The sequence below is a fragment of the Lutibacter maritimus genome, assembly GCF_900116115.1.
GTDB lineage: Bacteria > Bacteroidota > Bacteroidia > Flavobacteriales > Flavobacteriaceae > Lutibacter > Lutibacter maritimus.
Genome location: NZ_FOZP01000002.1, coordinates 470709 through 485638, shown reverse-complemented (window position 1 = coordinate 485638; position 14930 = coordinate 470709). Strand labels below are relative to the sequence as shown.

The following is a 14930-nucleotide window of genomic DNA, read 5'->3' as shown; positions in this document are numbered from 1 at the left end:
TTTAGTGGATTTTTGTTTTTAAAATTATCTTTATTGTTTAATTGCATCTGGGTTTACAATAACAAATTCAGTTCTTCTATTTAATTGATGGTCTGGTTCGCTACATTTAACACCATTAGAGCATTTATTTACTAATTGTGTTTCTCCATAACCTTTACCTGTTATTCTTGAAGGGTCAATGCCTTTATCAATAATCCAATCTCTGGTTGATTTGGCTCTTCTTTCAGATAATTTAATGTTGTACAAATCTGGAGCTCTACTATCTGTATGTGATCCTAAGTCAATTTTTAAATTAGGATATTTTCTCATAATTAATAGTACTTTTTCCAATTCAATTGCAGCATCTTTTCTAATGTCTGATTTATCTAAATCAAAATAAATTGGATTTATATTTACCATTAATTTACCTCTAACATTTACAAACTCACTAGGTGACAATGTTAATCCAATAGCTAATTCTAAATCTACTACATTTGAAGTTGTAAATATTTCTGAATCTTCATTGTAATTTTCTTTAGTTCCCACTACCTTATATGGCGTTTCACAAGCTACTTTAAAACTAAATGATGCATATTTATCGGCAATAACACTTTCAATTTTATTTCCATTTCCATCATATAAAACTACCAAAGCTCCTGGTAATAAAGCTCCTGAATCCTTTTCTCTTACTTGCCCTTCAACAAATTGTTCACAATTAACTTTAACAGGTTTTAGTTCTTCAAAATAATAAATATCATCATCGCCTTTACCGCCTTCTCTTTTAGAAGTAAAATGACCCGTTTTATTTCCTTTTTGAAAAACAATTGAAAAATCATCTTTGTCACTATTTATAGGAATGCCTAAATTAATTGGTTTTTCAATTACTTCATTGGCAATAATTTTGGTTTCATAAATATCTAATCCTCCCAAACCTTCTCTATATCCATCTGAAGAAAAATATAGTATATTATCACTATTTATATATGGAAACATTTCTTTTTTTGCTGTATTAACATTTGGTCCCATATTTACAGGTGTTCCGTAAGTACCATCTTTATTAATATCTACAACCCATATATCTGTTGATCCGAATCCGCCGGGTCTATTTGATGTAAAATACAGTTTATTTTCTCTAAAATTAAGTGCTGGATGACCCGTATCGAACTCATCACTATTGAATGGTAATTTTTCAATATTTACAAATTCACCATCTTCATTTACATCAGCTTTAAACAATTGAATTAAAACCCAATCATTTGAATCCTTTTTTTGCTTTTTATTAATATAATTGTCTCTTGAAAAATAAACAGTTTTTAAATCTTTTGTAAAAACCGCATTAGATTCGTGAACTTTTGTATTTACCTTTTTAGAAAACAATTCAACATCTGTTATTTCACCTGTTGCAGTAACCGTTCCTTTATATAAATCTAAAAAAGGTTGCTTATTTAAGTACCATTTTCTATTTCTAGCATTTTTAATTTTTCTTGATGAAGCAAAAACCACTGAATTTTCTCCATAGTAAGAAACTCCAAAATCTTGATATTCAGTATTTACTTCAATATTTTTTATAGTATATTTTTGATTTTGAGCAAATACAAATACTCCAAAAAATAATACTATTATAAATGTAATTTTTTTCATATTAAAAATGTTTTAATTAAAAGAATCTAGGACTCTTAATATTTTTTATATTAAAATCAAACAACAACATAATTTCATGTGATCCTGAATTAAAATCCCCAAATTTGGAAGTTGTATAATCATATGCGTAACCCACTCTAAAATCATCATTTACCTGAAAACCAATCATTCCACTTATAGAATCATCAAGTCTGTGAGATAACCCTAACTCAACTCTTTCATCTACTAAAAGATTTAATGATAAATCAACTGATAACGGTGCCCCTGCAGTAGCTTTAATCATTGTAGATGGCTTTAATTTTAAATTATCTGCTACATCAAAAATATATCCAGTTGTAAAAAAGTAATGCATTTTTTCTGAAGCTGTACTTACAATACCACCTTCTTTTTCAAGATGCCTTGTTTCTAAAAAGTTAGGTGCGGATAAACCTGCATAAAATCTATCATTGTAATACAGTATTCCAGCTCCAAAATTAGGAGAAGTTTGATGAATTGGAATGTTTAATGGATCTGGATCTACAGTTATTAATTCTCTAACATCCATAAAAGTAACACCTGCTTTTAATCCAAATGCTAATCTACCTTCATTTGATGTGTAAATTGTATACGAAAAATCTGCATACACATTATCTTCTTTAACAGGGCCTATTTCGTCATGAATTACAGATAATCCTAAACCGACTGCTCTTCCAACTGGCGAATGCACTGAAAGTGTAACAGTTTTAGGAGCACCTTCTACGCCAACCCATTGAGTACGACCAAGCAAACCGATACTTGTGATTTCTTTAGAACCTGCATATGCTGGGTTTAAAACATTCATATTGTACATATACTGCGTATATTGAGGATCTTGTTGACCAAAAACAGTTGTAATGGAAAGTAAAGCTAAAACCCCTAATAGTAATTTAATTTTTTTCATAAACTTAGTTTAAAAATTTAGATGGAGAGCGCAAAAACGCTCTCCATAAAATCATGTTTTTATCTTCTTAAATATATCCAACCTGTTTGAGGTTTTCTTTCATCATTATTAAAATAAATAGTGTAGAAATAAGTTCCTGTAGGTAAAGGATCATTTGTAAAGTTCCATTTACCATTAGAATATCCATTCCACCATTGTGGTGTTTGGTATGGATTTCCGTTGTGTTTATATTCATACACTTTATTTCCATATCTATTAACAATTTCCATACTGAAATTAGGATAAAGAACTTCTAAATGTTCAATTTCAAAAACCTCATTTATTCCATCTCCATTTGGCGTAAATCCTTCAGGAATGGTTAATAAAACTATTGGTTCAGTTGCCGCAGATGCTTGATCATCTTCATATTGATCATTATTTCCTGGTGTAGAATCTATATCAAATTCATTCGAAGCTATAACTTCTGCTATATTTGTCCATTCTCCAATTGGTAACACATACGCAACAATTGTTAAAGTTTCAGTTGCATCATTTAAAATTGTACCAACGTTCCAAATACCAGAATTAGCATCATACGTCCCTATAGTAGAAGAGTAACTTACAAAAGTATAACCTGATGGAAGCATATCTTTAACTACTACACCCGTTCCACTACTTGGGCCAACATTTGTTAAATTTATTGTAAACTCAACATTTGTTTCTGCATAAGGCTCAAATATATCAACATCTTTAGTTAACTCTAAATCTGCCACTGGTATTGGTGAAGTTGCAATACAACTGGTATTGTTACTAGCATTAATATCTGTTTGATGCAAGGCTGTAATAGATGCACAATTTAAATAATCTCCTGTTGCATTCACAATTGCATCAACAACTAAAACTTCTGTTTCTCCATTAACTATTTTTCCAACGTTCCACAGTCCTGTTAAGTAATCATAAGTTCCTCGTGTTGAACTATAATTTAAAAATCTATATCCAGAAGGTAATAAATCTGTAACTTCAACTTCTGTTGCATCAATATCTCCATTATTTGTTAATCTAATTTCAAAAGAAACTTCGGTTTCAACTAAAGGATTTATATTGTTAGCCACAACAGTTTTAGAAATACCTAAATCCACTGCTTGAATTGGAGGTGCTGCAGCACAATCATAATCATCTTCAGTATCCAATCCATTATTTGGTGTTGAATCAACATCAATTTCATTTGCTGCGGTTATTTCTGCACAGTTTGTATAAATACCGTTTTCTAAAACAACAACATCAACCAGTAATACAGCAGTATTTCCAACTTCAATAAATCCAATATTCCATAAACCTGTTATTGGATTGTATGTTCCTATAGATGAGCTATAATTTACAAAATCATAACCCGATGGGATGATATCAACAACTTGAACTCCGGTTGCTTCAGTTGGACCATCATTGTTAACTCTAATTTCAAATGTAATTGTATCTCCTACTTCAGGATTTACAACATCATCTACCACTGTTTTTGTTAAACTTAAATCAATATAAGCAGTTGGAACAATACTTACACTACCAATATTATTGTCAGGATTTAAATCAGCCTGATCAGCTAATAAATTACTTGTTGTATTCGTAATTGTTTGCCCAAGGGTACCATCATTAACAGTCGCAACAATTGTTAAAGTCGCTGATTCTAAATTCAACAAACTTCCTACTGTCCACAATCCAGATCCATAGTTGTAATTTCCAACAGTTGCTAAACTACTTACATATGTAACACCTACTGGTAAATTATCAATTAATGATACGCCTGTAGCGGTACTAGAACCATTATTTGTTACAACTATACTGTATATAATGGTATCACCTTCATTTGGCGTTGCATTACTCACTGTTTTAAGTACTGCTAAATCTGAACTTGTTACAGTGATTGTAGCTGATAAATCGTCTTCAGTTAAATTTGAATCAATTTGATCTTGAGAATTTGAAACACTATTTGTAATTGTTTGACCTCCTTGATCTAATCCTACTAAAGCCTTTATAACAATGGTTTGTTGCTCACCTGGATTTAATGTTCCGATATTCCAATTTGGAGCCATCCAAGTACCATCACTTGGAGTAATTGTTTCATATGTTAATCCAGTTGGTAAATCATCTGTCACTACTAAATTAGTTACAATTGATTCTCCTTTATTTGTTACTGTAATTGTATATGTAACAATGTCACCAATATTTGGAGTTGGATTATCTACTACTTTTGTTAACACGATATCAGCATCATTAGAAACAGTAATGCTTTCTGTTAAATCATCGGCAACTAAATTTGGATCAGATTGATCTCCTGTAGCTGCTGTTGTTGTATTAACAATTGTATTACCTGAAGTGCCTTGATTAATAATTGCTAAAATTGTTAACGTTTCTGTAGCACCGTTTGTTATGGTTCCTATATCCCAATTTCCATCACCACTATTATATACACCTGAAGTTACAGTTGCACTGCTAAATGTTAATCCGGCAGGTAATAAATCAACTAAACTAACATTTGTAGCATTACTTGGCCCTTGATTTTCAACAGTGATGGTATAAACTACCGTGTCGCCTTCATCAAATGTACCATCTAATTGTGCAGCAACCGTTTTTGTTGTTACCAATTCTGATGCGGTAACTGTTACTATTGCTGATGGACTATCTTCAGTTAGGTTTGTATCTATTTGATCTTGACTATTTGTAACTGTATTTATAAGTTGCGTTTGTGGTACAGTTCCTTCTGCAGTTACCAGTGCTTCAATGGTAATTGTTTCTGAAACTCCACTTGCTAAACTACCTATAGTCCAAATTCCAGAATTCCAAGTACCAATACTAGGCGAAGCATTTCCTAGTATTAAACCAGCAGGCATAGCATCGGTAATTACTAAATTTGTAACTAATGATGGACCATTATTGGTTACAACAATGGTATAAGTAATTGTATCACCAGTGTTTGGAGTTGGATTGTCTACTGTTTTAACTAAAACAATATCAGCACTTTCAGTTACAGTTATAGGTTGATCCAAATCATCTCCTACGGTTGTAGGGTCGGTTTGATCTCCAATTGCAGCAGTTGTTATATTGGTAATTGTGTTACCACTTGTACCTTCATTTACGGTTGCTGAAATTGTTAACGTTTCTGTAGTACCGCTTGTTATGGTTCCAATAACCCAATTTCCATCACCACTATTATATACACCTGAAGTTACAGTTGCATTACTAAATGTTAATCCAGCAGGTAATAAATCAACCAAACTTACATTTGTAGCATTACTTGGTCCTTGATTTTCAACTCTAATTGTGTATGTTACTGTATCACCTTCATCTGGTGTGTTTACATTAACTGTTTTTACAGTAACTAAATTTGCTGCAGTAACTGTTACACTTGCTAAATTTCCAGTAATTGGTGAGCTATCATTTTGATCTTGAGTATGAGTTGCTACATTAATTATTGGTATTTGAGCTGATGTTCCTTGTGCTGTAACGACCGCCTCAATTGTGATTGTTTCGGTTAAACCAACACCTAAAGTTCCAATGTTCCAGTTAGGTGCTGTCCATGTTCCTGAACTCGGTGTTACTAAACCTAATTGTAATCCTAAAGGTAGTACATCTGTTACCACTAAATTGGTAACAACTGCCTCGCCATTATTTGTTATAGTAATTGTATAAGTAACAGTATCTCCTGTATTTGGAGTTGGATTATCTACTACTTTTGTTAACACGATATCCGCATCATTTGAAACGGTAATGCTTTCTGTTAAATCATCAGCAACTAAATTTGGATCAGATTGATCTCCTGTTGCTGCTGTTGTTGTGTTAACAATTGTGTTACCTGATGTGCCTTCATTAATAATTGCTGAAATTGTTAACGTTTCTGTAGCACCGTTTGTTATGGTTCCTATAACCCAATTTCCATCACCACTATTATATACACCTGAAGTTACAGTTGCACTGCTAAATGTTAATCCGGCAGGTAATAAATCAACTAAACTAACATTAGTAGCATTGCTTGGTCCTTGGTTTTCAACAGTAATGGTATAAACTACTGTGTCGCCTTCATCAAATGTACCATCTAATTGTGCAGCAACCGTTTTTGTTGTTACCAATTCTGATGCGGTAACTGTAATCGGCTCTACTAAATCATCACCAATGGTTGTTGGATCAAATTGATTACCAGTTGCAGCAGTAGCTGTATTAACTATTGGAGTTTGTGAAGCTGTACCTTGTGCAGTAACCAATGCATTAATTGTTAATGTAGCAGAATCTCCAATATCAATAGTACCAATATTCCAAACACCACCAGAATACGTATTAACAGAACCTCCAGTAGCAATGTGTGAAACATAAGAAGTTCCTGTTGGCAAATTATCAGTTAAACTAACACTTGTAGCAATACTAGGCCCATTATTAACAACCGTTAAAGTATAAGTTACAATATCACCTGTATTTGGTGTGGCGTTATCTACATTTTTAGTTGTTATTAAGTTTGAAACACTTATAGGTGTTGTAGTAACATCATCTTGGTCAATTTCACCTGGTGTATTATTACCATGTACTATTCCATTTGGATCTGGTTGATCTGCAGATGTAATTTCAGCAATGTTTGTAAAATTACCTGTAGCATTTACTAGAGCTGTAATAGCTAAAGTAGCTACAGAGGTATCTGATAAACTTCCAACCGTCCATAATCCTGTTGTGTCATCATACACTCCTTGAGATGGCAATGCTGAAACAAATGAATACCCACTAGGTAATTGATCTACTACATCAATTCCAGTAGCATCACTTGGACCATTATTAGTAACTGTAATTGTAAATACTACATTACTACCTACATTTGGATTTAAATTATCGACTACTTTAGTAAGTACAAGGCTTGCCAAAGCATTTTCAGAAGTTGCAACTGTTGCATTATTATTAGATGCATCAGGATCAGCTATATCTGACGATGCAGCAGCTGTATTATTTATTAATCCTGTATAACTACTTGGCACAGCAATTGTTACCGTATACACAACAGTACCACCAGAATTTAGTGAAGATATATTTTCATTAATATCACCTGATCCATTAGTTGCATTCGTTGCGTTCCAAGTTGTAGCTGCTTCTAAAATAGGATCTGTAATATCATCCAATACTACTACATTTGTTGCTGTGGCAGGTCCATTATTGGTTACCGAAATGGTATACACTAAATTGGTTCCAGGAGTATATGTAGTAGCACTTGTTTTTACAACTACAATATCAGCTTGTGGAATATACTCTATAGTTACTAAAGCGTTGTTTGATTGATTACCTTGCGCATCTTCTACATTATAATTAATTGGTGTTGGATTGGTAATAAATCCTACATTAGGCGTAAACGTTATTGCTCCTATAATTAAGTGAACATTCCAACTTCCTTCACCAGGCACATCAAAACTAGTTATATCACCATTAGCATCGGTTACAATATTTAATGCACCTACTGGCGCTACTAAACTAACTGTTGTAGGATTGTAATTATCACCATTAATATCATTTAGAAGTACATTAACAGTAACAGCAGTATTTATTGGATTACCTGTTGAATAATCATCATCTGCAACCGGAGCATAATCAACAAAAATGGTTGCTTCTGTTGAAACATTTGCTTCGTCATCCTGAATTACATAATTAATTGGTGTTGGATCTATTACAAAAGTAGCTTCTGGAATAAAAGTGACTTCACCTGTTATTTCATTAACAGACCAAACTCCTTGACCTGGTACAGTTACTTCAATACAATCTCCATCCAAACCAGTTACTGTGCAAGATGCACCTACTGGTAATCCTGTTAATTGTAATGAAACGGTTGTTGGATTAACAGTGTCTCCTAATGTATCATTTCCAACGGTAGCTACAGTAACGTTTGTTAAAGGCGAATTGCCAGCTGTACTGTAATCGTTTTGAGGTACAGGAATATAATCGAAGGTTATTGTTGCAATATTTGACGTATTACCATCATTATCTTCTATAGTATAATTAATTGATGTTGGATCTAAGGTGAAGCTTGAAATAGGTGTAAATGTTACAACCCCTAACGAATTTACACTCCAGTTTCCTTCTCCAGGTACATCAAAACTTGTAACATCGCCATTTGAGTCGGTTACAATATTTATTACCCCAACTGGCGCAATTAAACTTACTGTAGAAGGAATAACACTTCCGTTTGTTTCAACATCGCTATCAATACCATTTCCATTATTAGCAATAACATTTAATGAAACTGCTGAACTTGGTGTATTACCTCCACTATAATCATTTTGTGCAATTGGCGGATTTACGAGATATGTAATTGTTATGGTAGCTTCATTTGAAACATCTCCATCATTATCTACAATGGTGTAATTAATTGGTGTGGGATTACTTGTAAATCCTGCGATTGGCGTAAAGGTTATATTTCCTAAAGCATCAACTAACCAAGTTCCTTGGCTAGGTATATCAAATCCAACAATATCTCCATTTAAATCTGTAACAATATTTAGTGCTCCAACTGGAACAATTAAATTAATTGTTGATGCATCAACTAATCCATCAGAATCAGAGTCCAATCCGTAACCATTGTTATTTAAAATATTTAGGGTAACTGAACCTTCAGGATTATTTAAACTTTCATCATTTTGAGCTAAAGGAAATGCGTTTATAGTTAAGGTTTCTGTTAAATCATCACCAACAGTAGTAGGATCTGATTGGTCTCCAGAAGCCGCTATTGTTGTATTTGTTATGGTTGTTCCTTGCGTTCCTGCGTTTACAGTAACTGTTATATTTAATGTTGCAGTTGCATCAACGGCAATAGTACCAATTGTCCAAACCCCTGAAGCCTGATTAAAACTACCAGCAGTAGTAACATGGCTCATATAGGTTAAAGTTGTTGGTAAAATATCTGTTAAAGCTACATTAGTTGCAACTGTTGGTCCACCATTATTATTAACCGAAATAGTAAATGTTACTATATCACCTTCATTAGGATTTGAATTATCTACCGTTTTAGTAGTAACTAAATCAGATTCATTAATAGGAATAATATTTGCGGCATCGTGGTCATCTTCAGTAATGTCATTATTTCCATGAGGAGAATCTGGGTCAATTTGATCTGCCGATACAATTTCAGCAAAATTTACATAACTACCTGTTGGGTTAACTGTTGCAGTAATATTTAAAGTTACTGAAGCTGCTATTCCAAGAGAAGGAATTACCCATGAACCCGTAACAGCATTATAGGTATTAGTAACATCTGATAATATATGAGAAACATATGTGAATCCTGAAGGTAAAAAATCTGTTACATCAACATCTGTAGCGATGCTAGGACCATTATTTAAAACTGTTATGGTAAATGTAACATTTTCACCAACATTAGGTGTTGGATTATTCACAACTTTAGTTAACTCTAGGTCTGAAACTTCAATTGGTGTAGCTACAGCATTATCTTGGTCGTCTTGAGCAGCAATATTATCATTAGGAGTTGAGTCAATATCTGCTTCATTAGTAGCAGTAATTTCAGCACTATTTGAATACACTCCCGTAGCATTAACCGTTGCTACAATTTGCATAGTTGCATTCGTTCCGTTATTAATATTTCCTGCATTCCAAATTATTGTTGGAGCAAAAGAATCATCAATTGAACCTGTAATTGTGTTACTCGAAATATATGTATAACCAGACGGTAATATGTCTGTAACTTCTACACCTGTAGCGTTACTTGGTCCGGCATTTGCAATAGTTAATGTAAACGTAACGTTACTTCCAACCATTGGAGTGCTATTATTTATTATTTTTTGCAATGACATATCAACCAGTGGAACTGGTGCTGCAGTAACCGAACTTTGATCATCTTCGGTACCAACTTTATTATTAGGTGTTGAATCTGGATCGTATTGATCGAAATCAATAATTTCAACAGTGTTTTGATATTCATTTGGAACTCCTGTTATTGCATTTACTGTAACTTGATAGGTTAAATTTAGTGTTGTTCCATTAAGTATTGCTAAATTATTCCAATTAATTTCATGTGTTCCAGAATTATATATACCTCCATTGCTAATTGATCCAGGAACAATTGTGTATCCAACAGGTAAATCATCTGTAATATCAATTCCAGTAGCGTTATTATTTCCATTATTGGTTACAGCTACCTGAAAATTAAGCGTACTACCAACATAAATTGGTGAAGGAGGTGTTATTAACGTTTTCAATAAACTTAAATCGGTAACGGGAATAATTGTAATAATAACATTATCACTTGTCGTAGCGCAAATTCCGTTTTCAATAGTCCACGTAAACTCGTAAGTACCTGGAACAAATCCTGCAATTTGCGTGTTTGGATTATTAACATCTAAAATAACAGGTGAATTTGGTCCCGCTACAAAAGTCCATTCACCAACCAACGGAGATGTTGCTGGAACTGCATTTAAAAATAAGTTATCAAATTGAGCAATTACCTGATCTGGGCCAGCGTTTGCTGCTGGTTTTGAATCATAAATTGTAATTTGAACTGTGTCATCAAGAGTACATCCTCCGTTAGAAACTGTCCATCTAAATACATAAACTCCTTCTTCTAAACTTGATGCTGTAGCATTTGGAGAAAATAAATTAGAAAACACAACTGCTGCAGAACCAGCTGGCTTAGATACAACAGACCAAGCACCTGAACCTGTACTTACAGGATTAGCTCCTAAATTCACAGAAGTTACATCACAATGTTCCTGATCTGGACCGGCATTTGCTGATGTTGGAGGAACTCCATTAAATATGACATCAACTGTATCAATACTTGGAGCACAAACCGTTCCATTTGTTATTGCCCACGTAAATTGATATGTCCCTAAAATTAAAGCATATGGATTTGATATAGAAATTCCTGATTTCGGGTCATTAGGGCTATCAATTGTTAATGACCCTGGAATATAACCTGCAGGAGTAGATGTTAAGGTCCATGTTCCGATTCCATTTGTAGGTGTATCAGCATCTAATTGAATGGTTAACTGACATGCATTGTTTTGATTTGGTCCTGCATTTGCTAAACTAGGTGGTTCATATGCATTTACACGAACAACATCTCTTAAATTTGAACAATTTCCATTAGAAGATCTCCATTCAAAAATATACAAACCTTGAATTAAACCTGTAAACGTAACAGATGGATTATTAGAGCCTATTTCTGGTGGTGTATTTGGACCACTTATCAAAGCCCAACTTCCTGTTCCTGAAACAATTGTATTTGCTGCCATGGTAACTGTAGTACCTCCTGACAAACAAATTTCTTGATCACTTCCAGCATCAGGAGTTGTGGGTAAAGCACTATTTACCACATTCATCGTATCTGTAGGTCCACAAGATGCGCCATTATCAAATTGAAATGTATATGAATTACCTGGAACAACTGTTGCAACTGCAGTATAACTTGAAATTGGAGTAATTACTGCACCATTTGCAGTAGTTTCTGTCCAAGTACCTATAGAACCCTCCGTTCCAATTAATAATACTTGTGTTGCATTACATAGGTTTTGATCAGGACCTGCGTTCGCTGGCGCCTCTACTATAAATGAAACGTCAGATGTATATGTAGGGCAATACATGCCATTAGCACTAGTCCATCTAAAAGTATAGGTTCCTGATACTAATCCAGAAACCAGAGTTGTTGGGTCATTTATATTGGCAAAAGTTGGATTATTTGGTCCTGAAACTAGTTGCCATGTTCCCACTCCATTTGTAATAGTATTTCCTGATAAATTTACAGAAGTGCCACAAAAATCTGGTATTGGTGAAGTTGATGCCACTGTTGCAGGTAAGCTCACTATAAATGACATCGTATCGGATGCTGAAGCACAATTACCTTGCTCAACTCTCCATTCAAACACATAATTACCTGGTGCTAATGATGAGAAAGTTGCAGTAGGACTATTTATATCATCAACCGTCCAATTACTATCACCTGAAATTTGAATCCAAGTTCCAGTTAATCCAGAAGCAAGAGTATTTGCAGCCATCACTACTGAATCTCCAGTTAAACTAGTACAAACTGTTTGATCTGGACCTGCATTTGCTGCTGGTGGATCGGAAATTGTAATCTCCATAGTATCTGTAAATTCAGCACATGACGGATCAGAAAAAGATCTCCATTGCAACACGTATGTACCACTTGAAGTTAATCCGTTAACGTCTGTATTTGCACTTGTATTATCTACAAAAGTAATGATAGGGCCCACTGGTTGAGAAATTACTGACCATTCACCTGAGCCACTTAATAATGGTGTTGCTCCTAAAGTTGCTGAAGTTATTCCTGTAACTAAACATTGATCAGAACCAGCATTAGCTGGAGAAGGCGCAATAAATATACTTGTATTTAATGTTACATCACTTTGAGCTATTGGACAATCAATAGCCGATGAGGTGACTGTCCATCTTAATGTATATGTAGAAGATGGATTTAAATTTGTTACATACGAATTTGGATCTGTTGCATCTGTAAATGTTACGGCCGGATTGGCATCTAATTGTGTCCACAATCCTGTTTGTCCAGCTATTAGAGCATCTGCTTGTAATTTATATGTACCAGCACAAATTGGATCTGGTGGTGGAGCAATTGTTGATGTTGGAGCAATTGAAACTGTAACTTGTACATCATCATGAGAATCTGTACCAGCTACACCTCCCGACAAATTCCATCTAAAAACATAGATGCCCTGAACTAATCCTGATACGTTGGCATTAAAATTATTTATATCATCAAATGAAGCAGAATTAGGACCACTTACTTGCGCCCAATAGCCAACAATTCCAGTACTTGATGTATTTGGGTTATTTCCAGACAGTTGTGTAGTAGTAACTCCACATAAAAGCGCTACATCTGTTCCAGCATTTGAGATAGAAGGTGTAACAGATGATATCACTGTTAAATCAGCAAAGGCTTCATTACAGCCTGTATTAATATTTCCATTCGTATATCTTCTTACTCTAAATACATACGTACCTGGTTTTGATAAACCTGAAAAGTTTAAATTTCCTCCAGAAGTATTTAAAGATGGAGATGTGCCTGAAGGGCTGCTAATTACAAAGGTTTGATATGCGTTTCCTCCAGTGTTTGTGAGTGAAACACTTCCAGATGTTGCATCTACTGGTAAAGTTAAAGGACTTATACCTCCATTTATAGATACCGTAACTGGATTATTGAAATAACTAACCGTAAAGTTAATAGATGAAATACACAACGGATTAACACTTGCATTTCCATTAATTGTATATCTAAATGTATAACTTGAAGTTCCATCTAAACCTGTAACAATTGTTGTAGGAGAATTTGGGCTTGTTATGGTAGCCGCAGGACCAGCAATTTGTGTCCATTGCACTGTTTCACCAGAATATAAAGGTATATTTCCTTCTAAAACTGTTGATGTAACAGTTCCTAAACAAAAACGTTGTGTTCTATTAACACCACCTGCAGTGGTTACAGATTGTGTAGCCGCCGGAACAACAACAGAAACTTCATCAGTTCCAACTGCACAAGGTCCAGTAACTGTCCATCTAAAAACATAGGTTCCCTCTATTAAACCATTTACTGCAGTACTTTCTGCATTTGGAGAAACTATTGTTGGTGTACTTGGTCCAGAAACAAATGTCCAGTTTCCAGTTTGACCACCTGTTCCGTTTCCTCCAATACTCCCTAATAAATTGGTATTTTGAGTAGTGGTATAACATTCACTTAAATTTTGATCAGTACCAGCATTTGCTGTTACTTCACCACCGTAATTTGTAACAATTACATCATCAGATGTTGAACATCCGTTTGGATTGTTAATTGTCCACCTTAAAGTTGTTGACCCTGCAACATTTGTTGGAAATGTAATTGATGATGTTGGCGACGAGGTTGTTGAAATTGTTACACCTGCATTATTAGTACCTACAATACTCCAGACTCCAGACTCACCAGCATTTAATGGTGTGTTTGCTGATAAATTGTAGGAACCAGGACAACCATCTATCGGACTCCCAGCATTGGCAATAGTAATTGGATTAACAGTGTAAGTTACATCTTGAAAGGTTGTACCAATATTACAAACCGCAGATATGCGGAATGTATAGGTATTACCTCCAACTGCACCTAAAACATTGGTTACAGCTGCTGTAGGATTTACAATTACAACAGAAGGACCCGCAATTTGTTGCCATTGAAAGCTAACAATATTACCTCCAGTAACACCATTTAAGGTAAATGTGTCTGATGCGCAAATGGTTTGATTAATTCCGGCATTTACGGTACAATCTTGAGCCTTTATATTATTTGTAAATAAGATAAAAAAAGTAAACAGTGTACTTAGTACCTGAAAATTAAATTTAGACCAAAATTTCTTTTGATTAGAGTAGTTTTTTTTCATGT

General features: G+C 34.2%; 3 protein-coding genes. All 3 read right to left on the bottom strand.

The annotated features are described in order from the left end of the window. Positions 1-30: 30 nt before the first annotated feature. The 3 genes from BM335_RS05335 to BM335_RS05325 are packed head-to-tail and all read right to left on the bottom strand — an operon-like array spanning position 31 to position 14928. On the bottom strand, positions 31-1620 hold the full coding sequence (locus BM335_RS05335) for an OmpA family protein (protein ID WP_090223952.1): 1590 nt from the start codon (positions 1618-1620) through the stop codon (positions 31-33). Between the two features lie 16 nt (positions 1621-1636). Then, complete coding sequence (locus BM335_RS05330; protein WP_090223949.1) at positions 1637-2539, bottom strand: PorP/SprF family type IX secretion system membrane protein; 903 nt, start codon at positions 2537-2539, stop codon at positions 1637-1639. 59 nt (positions 2540-2598) lie between these two features. After that, a complete protein-coding gene (locus BM335_RS05325; protein WP_090223947.1) occupies positions 2599-14928 on the bottom strand; it encodes a PKD domain-containing protein in 12330 nt (4109 codons plus the stop codon). Between the last annotated feature and the right edge of the window lie 2 nt (positions 14929-14930).